The sequence below is a fragment of the Methanospirillum stamsii genome, from assembly GCF_003173335.1.
Taxonomy (GTDB): domain Archaea; phylum Halobacteriota; class Methanomicrobia; order Methanomicrobiales; family Methanospirillaceae; genus Methanospirillum; species Methanospirillum stamsii.
Genome location: NZ_QGMZ01000029.1, coordinates 1 through 15,134, shown reverse-complemented (window position 1 = coordinate 15,134; position 15,134 = coordinate 1). Strand labels below are relative to the sequence as shown.

General features: G+C 42.3%; 10 protein-coding genes and 1 tRNA gene. 6 read left to right on the top strand and 5 right to left on the bottom strand.

Annotated elements, in window-relative coordinates; genetic code table 11:
- The 3 genes from DLD82_RS13015 to lonB are packed head-to-tail and all read right to left on the bottom strand — an operon-like array spanning position 1 to position 4,653.
- Positions 1-1,290: a TldD/PmbA family protein gene (locus DLD82_RS13015; protein ID WP_109941564.1), complete on the bottom strand. Its 1,290-nt coding sequence runs from the start codon at positions 1,288-1,290 to the stop codon at positions 1-3.
- Positions 1,277-2,611 (bottom strand): TldD/PmbA family protein, encoded by a 1,335-nt coding sequence (locus tag DLD82_RS13010; RefSeq protein ID WP_109941563.1) that lies wholly within the window; start codon positions 2,609-2,611, stop codon positions 1,277-1,279. The genes DLD82_RS13015 and DLD82_RS13010 overlap by 14 nt, the downstream gene beginning before the upstream one ends.
- On the bottom strand, positions 2,611-4,653 hold the full coding sequence (gene lonB, locus DLD82_RS13005) for an ATP-dependent protease LonB (RefSeq protein ID WP_109941562.1): 2,043 nt from the start codon (positions 4,651-4,653) through the stop codon (positions 2,611-2,613). Before lonB ends, DLD82_RS13010 begins: the two co-directional genes overlap by 1 nt.
- Positions 4,654-4,738: 85 nt before the next feature.
- Between lonB and DLD82_RS13000 the strand changes: the two genes are divergently transcribed.
- The 4 genes from DLD82_RS13000 (at position 4,739) to thsA (ending at position 8,377) form a co-directional block, all read left to right on the top strand.
- On the top strand, positions 4,739-5,578 hold the full coding sequence (locus DLD82_RS13000; protein WP_109941561.1) for a ribose-phosphate diphosphokinase: 840 nt from the start codon (positions 4,739-4,741) through the stop codon (positions 5,576-5,578).
- An 18-nt stretch (positions 5,579-5,596) separates the two neighbouring features.
- Entirely contained in the window at positions 5,597-6,082 is a 486-nt protein-coding gene (locus tag DLD82_RS12995) for an NOB1 family endonuclease (RefSeq protein WP_109941560.1), read from the top strand.
- Between the two features lie 20 nt (positions 6,083-6,102).
- Complete coding sequence (locus DLD82_RS12990; protein ID WP_109941559.1) at positions 6,103-6,699, top strand: orotate phosphoribosyltransferase-like protein; 597 nt, start codon at positions 6,103-6,105, stop codon at positions 6,697-6,699.
- A gap of 79 nt (positions 6,700-6,778) precedes the next feature.
- Positions 6,779-8,377, top strand: a complete 1,599-nt coding sequence (thsA, locus tag DLD82_RS12985; protein ID WP_109941558.1) for a thermosome subunit alpha — start codon at positions 6,779-6,781, stop codon at positions 8,375-8,377.
- Positions 8,378-8,383: 6 nt separating this feature from the next.
- Here thsA and DLD82_RS12980 read toward each other — a convergent pair whose 3' ends face one another.
- Positions 8,384-8,743, bottom strand: a complete 360-nt coding sequence (locus DLD82_RS12980) for a hypothetical protein (protein ID WP_109941557.1) — start codon at positions 8,741-8,743, stop codon at positions 8,384-8,386.
- Between the two features lie 248 nt (positions 8,744-8,991).
- On the opposite strand from DLD82_RS12980, the gene DLD82_RS12975 reads away from it, so the two are divergent.
- Together DLD82_RS12975 and DLD82_RS12970 are read left to right on the top strand one after the other, a co-directional pair.
- Positions 8,992-9,075: transfer RNA gene (locus DLD82_RS12975), tRNA-Ser, on the top strand.
- 138 nt (positions 9,076-9,213) lie between these two features.
- Complete coding sequence (locus tag DLD82_RS12970; protein WP_181391435.1) at positions 9,214-13,200, top strand: PKD domain-containing protein; 3,987 nt, start codon at positions 9,214-9,216, stop codon at positions 13,198-13,200.
- Positions 13,201-13,352: 152 nt separating this feature from the next.
- Here DLD82_RS12970 and DLD82_RS12965 read toward each other — a convergent pair whose 3' ends face one another.
- The gene (locus tag DLD82_RS12965; protein WP_181391434.1) at positions 13,353-14,882 is read right to left on the bottom strand and encodes an amino acid permease; all 1,530 of its coding nucleotides are present in this window, start codon (positions 14,880-14,882) and stop codon (positions 13,353-13,355) included.
- Positions 14,883-15,134 lie beyond the last annotated feature (252 nt).

The following is a 15,134-nucleotide window of genomic DNA, read 5'->3' as shown; positions in this document are numbered from 1 at the left end:
TTATGCTCTCCCTATAACGGAGAGACCAGAAATCCTGACCGTCGGGACGATTAATGAACCAAGAGTCTTTGTCTCTTTACTACATCCATCAATCTTATGCAGGATTTCAAAAATGTTACCTGATATCATACCGGTTCGTATTGGCTCACTCATTTCCCCATCATGAACTTTGAATGGAGAAGAGAGTTCAACAGAAAAATCTCCGGACATTGGGTTTGCTGTGTGGGCACCAATCAGGTCATGAACATAGATGCCTGGTTCTTCATATACATTCATTTCCTTGCCGGTTATCAGGAGATTGTGGTTTCCTATTGCGGGTGCTCCGGATTGTCCGGTTCTTACTGCACTGGCTGTAGGTTCCTGATCATACCGGTATGCAGTTCGAAGATCATAGGCAAAGGATTTGAGGATACCATTTTCAATAAAGGGGATCTTTCTGACTGGCATTCCCTCACCATCCCATGCACTGTTTGCAAGCCCTCTGCTGTCAAAGGGATCATCAATAAGCGAAATGTTATCTCCGGCAACCTGCTGTCCCATTTTATCCGCAAAGAATGACCGTCCGGTATGCACATTTCTTCCTGATAAAGCAGGAATTATTGCGGCGTCAAGGAGTTGGGAGATTGTCTGCGGGGAGAGTATTACATCATAGGTCCCTGTTTTGATCTCTTCCCCGTTCTGTCCTTTTGCTGCAAAAAATGAAGCTTCTTCTCCGGTCTTCTCGGGATTTATGTTGTCAAGGTTCCATGAAGAATCCGATTCATAACCTGTTGACTGGCCGGCGATCATCTCAAGCCCGACCTGAGCCTGTGTTCCTTTTTCCGAGTAAAAAAGACCATGACTGTTCGCAAGCGTATGTTCTGACCAGGCAAGTGAAGCAGATCCTGATGTGATATCTGCGTTATAGGTTTCTGCACCACTTTTCAGCCTGGATATCAGGTTCATTACAAGAGCTGGGTCTGGAGTTATTCGGTTATCAAAAGCAAGAGGTTTCTTATCAAGTTGTTGTGGGTCTGGAAGTCCTTTCCAGTTTACCGGATCTGCAAATTTCGCACTTGCAACCGCTGCATCAAGGCATTTTTTCCATGACTGCGGGTTATCAGTGCATGAAACACCAATCTTTCCGTCTTTAATAACCCTGATGATAAGTCCAGATCCCCTTGTCCGGCTTCCTATGGCGATATTGTCCTGTTTTAGATCTGCACTGATAGATTCTGAATGGGCCAGTAATACTTCTGCTTCATCAGTAATTTTTTGTGCAGCACGAAAGATTTCATCAATCAATTTCACATCCTCCTACTACTGCGTTATGTAAAAGAAGATGTGGTGAACCGTCAGTTACCGGAACTGTCTGTCCGCCTTTGCCACAATATCCCGGATGAAGTGCCATGTCATTACCAATAAGGGAGATAGTATGCAGAGTCTGTAATATTTCTCCGGATAAGGAAACATCCCTGACCATCGTAGAGAGTTCACCGTTTTCAATTATGTATCCATATTCGGCATTGAACTGGAACATTCCACGGCCTGGATCAACCTGCCCACCCCGGGAGCCTTTAAGCAGAATACCGGTTTTACATTCTTCTATTATCTCATCATAACTGGCATCACCATTTTCAATGAAGGTGTTGCTCATCCGGACAATTGGTTCAACACCCGGCATACCGCGACAATGACCGGTATCCCCGTGTCCGATTGAAGCAAGTGTTTCTTTTGAATGAAGGTATGACATCAGGACTCCGTTTTTAATGATCTCGGTTCTTTTTGTTTCAGATCCTTCATCATCAACCGGACAAAATCCGAATTCCGGAAGAGAGGGGTTATCCACAATGGTTAATAAAGGAGATCCAATTAACTCATTTATTTTCCCTTTTAAAATAGAACTTCCTTCTTTGATGAGATCTCCTTCAGAGGCATGACCAACTGCTTCGTGTGCAAATACTCCAGCAAGTTCAGGATCCAGGACTGCCTTCATAATACCACCTTTTGATGGTTTTGCATCAAGAAGTCTCACGGCCCGGTGAGCAGCTTCGCTGGCCAGCTCCTGTCTGTGTCTGATATTCAGACCGGAGATTGTATGGTCCCGTTCATAACCCATCTGGACAATGCCTGCTCTTGATGCAACAGCCATAACCGAAAATCCACATCTGCAAAGATGATAGTCATACTGATGTCCGAGACTGTCGGAGAAAGAGACTTCCTCGTCTTTTTCGATGTAATTTATACGCCTGCTAACGATATCCTGTCCCTCTGTGTGTTTATACAGGTCAAGAAGGACTGATACTTTTTCATCAAGGCTGACATCAGCAGGATTTTCTTTCATGGATGGAACCTTGTGAATGGATGAAGGGCTGTCCTGAAGGGAAATATTAACCGTCGTAATGCTGGATGCGTCTAATGCTTCTTTGATGAGTTTTTCAGGAAGTTTCTCGTAATCTGCTTCTTCACCGGAAACAGAGAAAACTCCCCAGCCCTTGTCTCCAAGAACTCGAATGACTGCTTTATCAAAAAATGAAGAGCCTGCCTGTTCCACTTTGCCATTGTCGACATCAATCTGGGTAACCTCTCCGGTAACCCTGCGGATGTCATAATACCGGTAAGGGACTGTCATCAGACAACCGTCCGTGCTGCAGGTAATTCAGTATTGAGGATTTTTTGTGTTGTTGACCAAGCAATGGATTTTAATTTGTCTAAGAAGACTTCACGGTTATCCGGAACCAGGGCAATTTTTAATACTTCATCAATTTTCTCTACCGGGATAATTTCAATGGATGAGAGAAATTCATCTTCAATTAATACATCACCAAGATTTGCTTTTGGTATGAGTACAGTCCGGATTCCTGCACGGGCTGCTGCCTCTATCTTGTATGTAACTCCACCGACAGGAAGAACATCTCCTCTGACTGAAAGAGAGCCGGTCATAGCGATATCCTGCCTAACAGGGATTGATTCAAGTGCACTGATTGCAGCAGTTGCAACAGTTACTGAAGCTGAGTCTCCTTCAACCCCCTGGTATGTTCCAATGAACTGGATATGAATATCGATATTGCGAATATCTTTTCCGGTGAAACGTTTCAGGATTGCACCCACATTTTTAATGGATTCCTGTGCAATTTCTTTCAAAAGACCGGTGGCGATAATTTCTCCGCCGTCGCCCTGAGCCGGAGTGATTGCCGCCATGATTGGAAGGACTGATCCGGCATCACTTCCCATAACTGCAAGACCATTTACCCGCCCGATTTCGGTTCCATCTATTACTGCAAGTTCGTATTCCCTGGTCCGTTTGATCATCTGTGCAGATATCTGGTCTTCAATAGATCGTGCAGTCTTTTTTGCATCGATGACATGACGACGGGTAGTGAGTTCAGCGCTTTCCTGTCGTGCCAGATCTCCGGCAACCCTGATAAGACCGCCTATGTCACGGAGTTTTAACGTGAGGTATCCCTTCCGGTTGGATCTGCGTTTTGCCTCGTGTATGACCTCATCTATTGCACTCTTGTCAAAGTGTGGAATCATACCGTCGTTTTTTATCTCCTGAGCAATGAACCGGATAAATTTCTCACGGTTTTCAGCGGTATCCGGCATGGTATCTTCCATGTAGATTTCATATCCGTTCCCCCTGATACGTGACCGGAGAGCCGGGTGCATACCCTCAACAGCATCAAGGTTTCCTGCTGCTACCATAACAAAATCACAGGGGACCGGTTCAGTCCGTACCATGGCACCGGAAGATCGTTCACTTTGACCGGTTATTGAGAACTCTCCTTCCTGCATAGCAGTCAGCAAACTTTGCTGGGATGGAAGACCCAGGGTATTTATCTCATCAATGAAGAGGACGCCCTTGTGAGCCCGGTGAATGGCACCTGCTTCAACCCGGTCATGTGACGGTGTTTCAAGTCCTCCTGACTGGAATGGATCATGCCGCACATCACCAAGGAGTGCTCCGGCATGTGTACCGGTTGCATCGACAAAAGGTGCAGTTGCGGTTTTATCATTTGTGACGAGTAATTTAGGAACCATCTGTTCTTCGCGGGGAGTTGCATATCTGAGTGCCATGAAGATGAAAGCGGCTGCAATAATCCCCATAAGCCATTGATAGGTGATGAATGCGTAACCGATGATACCGATCATCAGGATCATAATGAGGGTGTTTCTGAATTGGATCTTCTTTTTCGCCTCATTTTTATGAGCCGTCACGATCTCCTTTCCTCGTCCTGATTTTACGGTTCGGATAATTGGCTCATTCTGATCGTCGGAATTTGGATATGCAAGGATATCCTGCATCTCTTCTTTTGGAAGAAGTTCAGCCATTGCTTTTGCAAGCATGGATTTGCCGGTACCGGGAGTTCCGATCATCATCACATGTCTGCGCTGAATCGCTGCTTTTCGAATGACCTCAACTGCATGGTCCTGACCAATAACCTGGTCTATGAGTTTTTCAGGGACCGCAACCGATCGTGATGATCCATCATCGGGCAGGTTTTTATCTTCCTGCTGCTCGGTTTCTTCTCCAGTCTGAACATTCTCTGCAGGCGCATCAGGTTTATCATTTTCATTAAGAGCTGCTGAAATATCCTGATCAGACTTAATTGTGCCTGTATCAGGAGTATCTTGTATTTTTTGTTCCTCCGTTTGGTCGTTCACCTTATTCATTATAATATCGACACCTGCAATATCGTTCGTGGTAATAATTTCATGGACAATTGTTTAAGTACTTTCAGCAAATCCATATGGAATCATGAAAGTTGTCAGTACAGAAAGGTCACAGGTCCTAGCAGGACGGCTTGCGACTGCGCTCAATATTCCGGTAATAGACGCCAGATGGCAGAGATTTCCGGATGGTGAAATATATCTCAGGGCAATGCAGTCCGCAGAAAAAATCATAATTTGTGGTAGTATTCTTACCAGTGATGATCTGGTGGAGGTTCTGCTCTTAAAAGATGCATTTTCTTCTTCTGATATCACTCTTGTAATTCCTTATATGGGGTATGCCAGACAGGATAAACAGTTCAATTCCGGAGAACCTCTTTCTGCCCGGGTTATTGCCGGAATACTGGGTAAAGATGTCTCCAGGGTATATACTATAAATATTCATGAAAAATCTGTTCTGAATTACTTCCATACTGAAGCTACTGACATCTCTCTTACTTCTCCTGTCGCCAAATTTATCTCTTCTTTAGTTCTCGATAATCCACTCATAATCAGTCCTGATGAAGGGGCGCTGAATTTATCTCAGGATGTTGCATCACTAGGAAATTGGGAATCTGATTATCTTCAAAAGACAAGATTGTCCGGCGACCTGGTGAAAATAGAGCCGAAAAATATCCCTGTAATGGGACGGGACATCATCATTTTAGATGATATTATCTCAACCGGAGGGACTCAGGCAACGGCAGCAGCAATGCTCTATGAACAAGGAGCCCGGTCGATACACACCGTCGGAATTCATGGAGTTCTTGCATCCGGGGCATATACCCGTCTTACAAGCGCCGGGATATATTCAGTTTCATGTAGTGATACTATTGAGCGTGCCTGTAGTACGTATTCTGCTGCAGAGGCACTAGCAGGGTACCTGTAACGAAAATGGAGACCTGCCGTGGATAGTGAAGAAAAACCTCTGGTCAGTATACTTGACACATCAGCTTTTTTTCTCCATCTCTCTTTTCAGGATAAAATTCTGACTGTTTCTAAAGTCATAGACGAGATAAAAGATCTCAGGGGTAAGGCACGACTTGAGGTACTGATAGAGCAGGGGCTTATTATCCGTGACCCTCATGATGATTCTATTTCTGAAGTTCTTGCTGCTGCAGAAAAATCCGGAGACAGGACTGTATTATCACCCACTGATATTGATATCCTTGCTTTGGCACTAGAATTAAAAGGGGAAGTATATACTGATGATTTTGCTCTTCAAAATACCGCACGGAAACTGGGAGTTAATATTCATCCGATAATTCAGAGAAAATCCATCGAAAAAAAATGGAAATTACGATGTTCAGGATGCGGGAAGTATTATTCCAGTATGCCGGATGATTCAGTTTGTGGTATCTGTGGCTCACCAGTCAAAAGAAAAATTAAATAGATTGACGAAAAGCTTTTCTGATGTCTACTCTCGATGAATTGATCCAAAAAGCCCGTCTTCTCCGAAGTGAAGGACATAGTCCTGGGCAGATAGCGGATGAACTCTCACTTTCCATGGAGACTGTCACCTGGCTTCTCACCCAGGAAAAAGGAGCGGCAACTCCAAAAGATGTACATATAGACTGGACTGCTGTAAGTGGAGAGTCGCAGTTACTTGAAGAAAGTGCCATGATGCTCCAGTCACGGCTTCACATTAAACAACCGGATGGCCCTGTTCCTCAGGTATATGTGGGAATTGCAATCTCCGGAATTCCTCTTGCAACTCTGATGGCTGTTTCTGAAGGAGTCAGGCTTGGTATTTATCATCCGGCCAAGCAGGCAATTGGTGATGAACCGGTTGGGTCCATGAGTGGTAATTTTGGTATTCGTCCAGGCGAGCAGGTGGTGATTGTGGATGATGTAATCACCTCCGGAAAAACCCTGCAGGAAGTTATCAATTATATAAAAAGACATGGTGCGGTCCCTGTTGCTTGTTGTGTTCTCTTTGATAAGCGCGGCATTCGTGACATAGACGGTGTTCCGGTATACAGTCTGTTTAAGGTCTCCAGAATTGACTGAGTGATTGGTTTAATCACCTTCAACTCACAATTATTATATAGAACTTTAAATCCACCTGTATTGAAACGGAGGATATTCCATGCTTGCTCAACAACCTATAATCATTCTGAAACAGAATGTCGAGCGAACTCAGGGCTATGAAGCTCAGCGCTCCAATATTGCAGCAGCAAAGGCACTTGCTGAGGCTGTCCGGTCTACATTAGGTCCACGCGGAATGGATAAGATGCTTATTGACGGGACCGGAGATGTCACCATTACAAATGATGGCATTACAATTCTTGATGAAATCTCTGTCCAGCACCCGGGAGCAAAAATGGTCATTGAAGTTTCCCGGACTCAGGATGAAGAGGTCGGAGACGGAACCACTACTGCGGTAATTCTCGTTGGTGCATTAATGGAGCAGGCAGAATCACTGCTCAATAAAAAGATTCACCCCACAGTTATCTGTCGTGGATACCGTATGGGAATGCAGAAGGCTCTTGAAATTTTAAATGCCATGGCATCAAAAACCGATCCATATAACAAGGATGTCATGAAAAAAATTGTCCAGACTGCAATTACCGGAAAATCCATCGAGGATGTCAAGGACAAGATAAGCGAGATTTCTGTTGAAGCCGTAATGAAAGTAGCTGAAAAGAACGGCACAAAAATTCTGGTTAATGAGGATGACGTTAAGATCAAGAAACACACCGGTGCATCAATGGATGATGCCGAACTTATTCTTGGGTGTGTCATTGATAAGAAACGGGTAAACCAGGAGATGCCAAAGCGTATTACTAATGCGAAGGTGGCCCTTGTTCAGAAAGAGCTTGAAATAAAAAAGACAGAAGTCAAGTCAAAAATAAAAATCTCAAGCACTGACCAGGTTGAAGCATTTGCAGAACAGGAACGCGAAACCCTGAAGGAAATGGCAGATGCAGTTGCAAAATCCGGCGCAAATGTTCTTCTCTGTCAGAAGGGAATTGCAGATGCAGCACAGTTTTACCTTGCAAAAGCAGGAATTCTGGCTATCGAAGACGTTCCGGAAAACGATCTGAAATTCGCTGCCCGGTCATTAAATGCAACTATTGTAACAAAAGCAGAAGATCTCCGGAAAGAACACCTGGGTGCTGCTGCGAAAGCAGAAGAATTAGACGACGCAGAAATGGTTGTTATCTCCGGTGTAAAAAACCCGAAAACGGTTACTATCCTTCTGAGAGGTTCAACCTATTATCTTGTCGATGAACTTGAGCGGGCTGTCGTAGATGCAACTCGTGTAGTCATGGATGGAATGGAAGATGGTAAATTCGTTCCAGGAGGAGCTGCAGTTGAGAGTGAATTAATTGTCAAACTTCGTGACTATGCAGTGCAGGTCGGAGGTCGGGAACAGATGGCAATTGAAGCATACGCAGATGCTTTTGCAGCGGTTCCAATCACTCTTGCAGAGAACTCCGGATATAATCCAATTGACAAACTGGTAGAACTTAAAAAGGCTCATGCAGAGGGTAAGAAGTTCTTTGGTCTGAATGTTTATACCGGGAAACTAGTAGACATGCAGAAGGAAGGAGTTATTGAACCTCTCCGTTGCAAGAGACAGGCAATCCAGAGTTCAGAAGAAGCTGTTGAAATGCTCCTTCGTGTTGATGATATGATGGTATCCCAGTCTGCACATGGTGGTGCACCGGGACCAATGGAATAATTTTTTTTAGTTCTCTAAATCGTCATTGGATTTTGGCAATCTGTTTAGTTGTCGTTTCTGTTTTTGTTCAAGGACGTCGAACCCTTTTATTAAAAAGTTAATTTTTGCTGCTTCACGTTCAAGTCTTTGATCTTCATCTTCCAGTTTTTTTAGAACCTTTTCCAGTAGTTCTATAACATCCGGAGAAGTTTTTTGTCGAGATCCTTTTAAGATATCAAAAACATCTTCAAGGTACATTCCCGATGCTTTTGATATTAAAACCGGTGAAAATCCTCTCAGTCGTGCCAGCAGGTCCGGGGGAAATGGGACCGACCAGGAGATTTTTCCCAGTTCTTTTCTTCCGTCCCTTTTTCTAAATATGTCCATAATAATCAATGTTATTTGTATTGTTCATTGAAATGGGATTATAGTAATGTTTTCCTTTTTTGAATGAAAAATGTTCTCACGAAAATAAAATTATTAATCTATCAATCAAACAATTCACAACTCATCTATTTCGGTAATCGATAAAAAAGTTAATCGATTGGGTAATAATTTTCAAATATCACCAGGAGGCGATTATGGATTTTCGATACCATTATCAAAAGATAATGATAACATGGTAAAGCACTTATGCCGAGGTAGTCTAGTCCGGGAAGGCGGTGGTCTCGAAAACCACTGGTGGTAACACCTCGGGAGTTCAAATCTCCCCTTCGGCGTTTCTCTTTTAGATAACAATTTTTATATATTAAAATCAATATGCTATATCAGGATGGGTCTGGCTCATGAAGATGGGTAATTGGTTCGGTCTTTTCTGGATATCGGGTATTTTTCTAATACTTTTATCCGGGTTTGTGATGGGAGATATTCCTCCGATCAGTGTACAGAATGCGCATACATCAATCAGTGCAGATTTTTTTGCGGATAAACTGTCTGGTTCTGCTCCTTGTGTCATTACTTTTTCCGATTCATCGACCGGAATAATTGACCATTATGAATGGTCTTTTGGAGATGGAGAAAGTTCATCGGATAAAAATCCGGTTCATATTTACACAAATCCGGGTGTTTATACTATCTCTCTATTGATATCCGGAACCGGAGGAACTGATAAAAAAACCCGTATCGGCTATATCAAAATATCCGAGCCGGTAGATAGTCCTGATAAGCAGGAACAGGAAGTTATAACCAGACCTGATACTGTAGTAGATCCCGATATAAAGACTCCTGATAATATTGAGAATGATTTACCGACTGTTCAAAACCAGGACAATTTGCAGACTGAAGGTCTTACCAATATTACATCAGTAAAAGCAGAGTTTTCTGTCTCAAATCCTGTTGGTCTTGCACCGTTGGAAGTAATGTGCAATGATTCTTCAATCGGAAATCCAGATACCTGGAGATGGGATTTTGGAGATGGCTCTACTTCTGCTGCTCAATCACCAATTCATATCTACCAGAATCCGGGAATATATACCCTATCACTTACTATTGGCAGTACTGACGGAACAGATACCATTCAAAAACCAGATCTGATAACTGTTATAGAGCCGGTATCTGCATCATTTTCAGCAGAAGTTACTGAAGGAAAAGCTCCACTCAAAGTTCAGTTTTATGAACAAAACAAAGGGGTTATTCTCAAACGATTATGGAATTTTGGTGACGGAACAAATTCGAATGAAGAAAACCCCATACATGTTTTTGAAAACCCCGGTAAGTATGAAGTAACTCTTGAAGTTTCCGGTTCTCATAATGAAGATACAATTACCCGACCTTCTTATATTATTGTAAATCCTGACATTCCAATTTCAACACCATTACCCACACCGGTACCCTCATCTGATAATCAGCCATCAGTTCAAATTGAAGAAACCACAGAAAACATTCAGGATACAGAATCAGTACCGGAAGTATTACCTGCTCAGCAGGAAAGTCAGGAAATAATTTCCGAAACTCTTCCAACTGAATCTGTAATTGCAATCCCGATAGATTGTGATCTTACAATTACACCTGAAAATGGTAAAATTCCTCTTGATGTAACCTGTACAGATTTATCGAAGGGTGATATATCTGCCTGGTTGTGGGATTTTGGTGATGGGACCACTTCAGCTGAGCAAAATCCTAAACACAGATATGAAGAGCCTGGGACTTTTCTGATTAATCTTACCGTATATGGTCCAGATGCAGGAAATGGAGTTTCAAAAGAGAAATCAATTCAGGTTAATCCTCCATCAGAAGTTCCACTAGCTGATTTTTCGGTGAGCAGTGTAGAAGGAACCACACCTTTCTCACTTGTGTGCACGGATATGTCGTCCGGTGAAATAACTGACTGGAAATGGGATTTTGGTGATGGTAAAGTGAACAGGGGAAAAAACCCGACACATACATACTATGATTCCGGAAAATATTCAATAACTCTGACGGTTAAAGGCCCGGGAGGAAAGAATAGTATCACAAAAGATATCATTGCGAGTCCCCCTCCTGTTCCATTAAATGCAGATTTTAGTTGTAATAATTATGAAGGTAATGTTCCATTAAAAGTCAAATTTAATGATGCATCTGCCGGTCAGATTAACGGATGGGTTTGGAGGTTTGGGGATGGTGAAATATCTGCTGAACAAAACCCTGAACATGTATATGATGAGCCGGGAACATATTCCGTGAGATTGGTTATTTCCGGTGACCTGGGTGAATCAGAAAAATTATATGAAAATATCATCGTGGTTAAAGAGAATATCGTGCCGGTACAGGCAGCTTTTAGTGCTCTTCCAATCGGAGGTGAAGCACCACTGAATGTCTCTTTTACAGATAAGTCAACGGGAGATATCACATCCCGGATTTGGCAGTTTGGTGATGGAGAGTCATCAGATCGTAAAGATCCTTCTCATGTTTATAAGCAACCGGGAATCTATTCCGTATCTTTGGAGGTAAAAGGAGAAACAGGTGATGATATCTCGGTAAAGGACGATTTAATTTCTGTGCTGGGATCTTCACTTTCACCTGAATTAGTAATTCAGGCTGAACCATTAGAGGGTGAAGCACCATTATCTGTATTATTTAAAGAAAATTCTCCTGATGATATTCGAAGTCTTATTTGGGATTTTGGAGATGGTATCACTTCACAGGAAAAATCCCCGGACCATGTATATCAAAATCCGGGAATTTATGATGTACGACTTACAATTCAGGATGGTAATGGACTTAACCGTTCAATTACGAAGAATCAGTTTGTAAATGTAACAAAACCGGTATCTCCTCCGAAAGCGAATTTCTCTTTGAATGTTACTGAAGGTACTGTTCCCTGTACTGTTCAGTGCACAGATCTTTCTGAAGGGGAGATCTCAGACTGGAAGTTCGAATTTGAACCCGGAGTGATACAAAATACCCGTTATCCTGTATATACCTATGCAGCACCGGGTAATTATTCAATCAGACTTGATGTAACCGGACCTGGAGGATCTGATACCACTTCACAGATGGTTTATTTATCACCTCTGGTACCTGTTGAAAAACCAGGCAGCGAAAATGTTCAATCAGAGAATCAGTCTGAAAGATCTGGAAATATTGAAGAAATTTCAAACGATTTGATTATTCCATTTAATTTTACACCCGACATTATTTTTGAATCTGATGAAATCACACCGGAATTAATTGAATGGGTAAATGAATCCGGATTTGTTGAGGGTAATGATACGAATTCAGAATTGGTATCCTCATCAGAAACAGATGTTACTGTCATAGTTCCTCTGGACAGTGCCGATAATTTTTCATCACCAGGTTATGATTATCCAAAGATTATTCCATCTGAAACATTTGGGACAGCACCGATGACAGTTGCATTCAAATCCTCATGGTCAGATAAACCCGGTTCATTCCTCTGGGAATTTGGTGATGGAACAACAGACCAGTGTAATGAAACAGAGCATACGTACACCGATTCAGGAATCTATACCATTCGTCTGATTTATGAAACCGGAAACGGAACCCGGGAGATCATTGATAATAATCTGATTGAAGTAGTAAAACCGTCTCCTGTTCCGGTGGCATCCTTTACTGCTGAATCTGTATCCGGGGTTATGCCTCTAAACGTTTCATTTATCAGTACATCAACCGGAAACATCACTGACTGGAAATGGGACTTTGGTGATAATCAAACCGGATTTGGAGAGTTTGTTTCTCATACGTATGAAAAAGCCGGAGGGTATTGCGTTGGTCTGTCAGTATCCGGACCGGATGGCACTTCAGAAATTACGTATAATGACTTAATCACAGTCTCATCTCCAAATATTCGGCCTAAAGCAGAATTCGGAACAGATAAGCGAACAGGCAATGCACCATTATTGGTTCAATTTACCGATCAGTCAATAGGGAATATTTCCAAAACACATTGGAAGTTTGGAGATGGTGCTGAATCGTATGAGAAAAATCCCTCTCATCTTTTCAATGCAACAGGTATCTACACAATTTCACTTGACATTGAATGGCCGGATGGTTCAGATTCTGTAACAAAGAGAGGATACATCGTTGTTAACACGAAACCTGATCCACTGGTTGCAAGATTTGCCGTAAACCCGACAACCGGTGATATCCCCTTAACCATTCAATGTACCAGTAACTCTTCAGGACCAATCAAGAGATACTTATGGGAGTTTGGGGATGGGGCAGTATCGGAAGATAAAAATCCCTCACATACCTACACCAAACCAGGATCATATCTGCTAAAATTAACAATCTATGGAAATGCCGGGATGAGTTCTGCAGATCAGGCTGTTATCGCAGGTCCTGTGTTAAGACTGAGTGGCAATATTGCTCATGGTAGTTATTCCAGCAGGAGTTCTTTTCATTAATAACTCCTCCATCTCATTTTTGAAAATGGTTTTCATTTAGAATGAAGATTTGTATCTTTTTTTCTAAAAATTTGAAACTTTAAAAAAGGGTGTATTTTATCTGTACACCAAAAATAAAAATTTTTTATGTAACTCGAAGATAAAATAAGAAATTATAATTGGGATCTATCGGGGAATAATTCATCAAATGTCTTTTCATCTTCATGTCTGATGGTAATTCCACTGATTCTTCCTGTTTTTCTTCCGATGATATAGAGGATCATGGGAACGGTCACAGCCGGAATGGAGAGAAATAGAGATCCCCGGAGATCTTCATTGAACACCAGGATAACAAGTGCAAATATCTCGAGTACTACACCGATGAGCAGGGGAACATAGGGAGACAGGGGTGCAGGAGCCTTGATATCGCTTTTTTGATATCCTCTTTCGTATATTCTTTTTCTAAATATTACCTGTGAATAGCAGATTGAAATCCAGCATATGGCACCAGTGAATGCTGAAACTGATAAGAGCCAGAGATATAATTCTCCTTCACCGTTCGAAATCCACCATAAACTTAGGACTGCCCAGCATATGAGCAGGGTAAAAAGGGTAGCATACATCGGAGTGCATTGTTTGCTGAGTCTTGAGAACATTTTAGGTGCCATTCCTTCCAGGGATAATCCATAGAGTGCTCTGACTGCTCCGTAAAATCCGGAGTTGGCACAAGAAAAAGCTGCTGTTAGGACGATAAATGAAAGCACTCCGGCAATTTCTGTAAAACCGTACTTGGCTAATGCGAGTGAGAAAACACTGTCTTCCAGTCCTGCTTCAGAATATGGTAAGATCATGACGAGGAGAAGGATAGGAATAATGTCTACACGTAGTATCCGGTATACTACCTGCCTGCAGGCTTTTGGCACGACTTTGTCAGGATTTTGTGTTTCAGAAGCAGCAAGTCCGACAATTTCTGAACCCTGAAAATTTACCAGGATCAAAGCCAGGTTACTGATGAGAATAAAGACACCAGCGGGAAAAATATCGGTAAAGGGATCGCTATTTGGTGGGAATAAAACACTGAATCCTATCGGGCCGCCATTTCCGAAAAAACCGAATATAATCAGTACTGCAACGATACAAAATACGACATTGTGAATGATTTTAATCAGGGAGAGACTACTTTCAACAAAACCAAATCCGCCAACATGGATGATATTCAGGATGGTAATCATCGTGAGAAAAATGACCGCCCAGGCAACAACCGAAAGCTGGGGGGCAAATACATGCATGATGATTCCGCCCGCAACAGCTTCAGACGGAATATATGCACACCAGTTAAACCAATAACTCCACCCGGTTCCAACAGCCCATGTAGGAGATATAAATTCCGCCGAATGACTGATAAAATTTCCTTGTCTTGGAACATTTACTAATAATTCGGCAAATGACTGCATAACAGTCCAGATAACAAGACCTCCGATTGCATAGAGCAAGATAACACTCGGGCCCATTTCTGCAATGAGATATCCTGAACCCAGGTAATAGATGGAGCCAATAATTCCTCCAATTGCTATCAGGCTGGCCATCCATGGACGAATTCCACGTTGAAGTCGTAATGACTTTGCTCGTCCTGCGAAAGGAACCGGATTGTCAACGGAAGTGTGTTCGTATATACATCCGGTTTTTTCATCAGGAGAGGTCAAAATTGTCGCCCCCATGATAACACGTGGCCAAAATGTAGGAATTTTGGAAAAACGTTCTCCATCTCATACCTCTATTGTGAATACTAAGAAATTATGCTTCCAAAGATCTGCATCTCATTAAAAAATAATTTCTATTGATTTGTATGGTATTTTTTAGATTTTTTTCAAAAAAGAGTAATTTTATAAAAATATAAAAACACCCATGAGGCTCCGCCTCATGCTTAACTCATGAAAAACTGTAACCTCCAGTCT

Bases quoted from the DNA above. Each gene is read 5' to 3' on its own strand.
- DLD82_RS12980 (WP_109941557.1), bottom strand. From the start codon at position 8,743: ATGGACATATTTAGAAAAAGGGACGGAAGAAAAGAACTGGGAAAAATC.
- DLD82_RS13000 (WP_109941561.1), top strand. From the start codon at position 4,739: ATGAAAGTTGTCAGTACAGAAAGGTCACAGGTCCTAGCAGGACGGCTT.
- DLD82_RS12990 (WP_109941559.1), top strand. From the start codon at position 6,103: ATGTCTACTCTCGATGAATTGATCCAAAAAGCCCGTCTTCTCCGAAGT.
- lonB (WP_109941562.1), bottom strand. From the start codon at position 4,653: ATGAATAAGGTGAACGACCAAACGGAGGAACAAAAAATACAAGATACT.
- DLD82_RS12970 (WP_181391435.1), top strand. From the start codon at position 9,214: ATGGGAGATATTCCTCCGATCAGTGTACAGAATGCGCATACATCAATC.
- thsA (WP_109941558.1), top strand. From the start codon at position 6,779: ATGCTTGCTCAACAACCTATAATCATTCTGAAACAGAATGTCGAGCGA.
- DLD82_RS13010 (WP_109941563.1), bottom strand. From the start codon at position 2,611: ATGACAGTCCCTTACCGGTATTATGACATCCGCAGGGTTACCGGAGAG.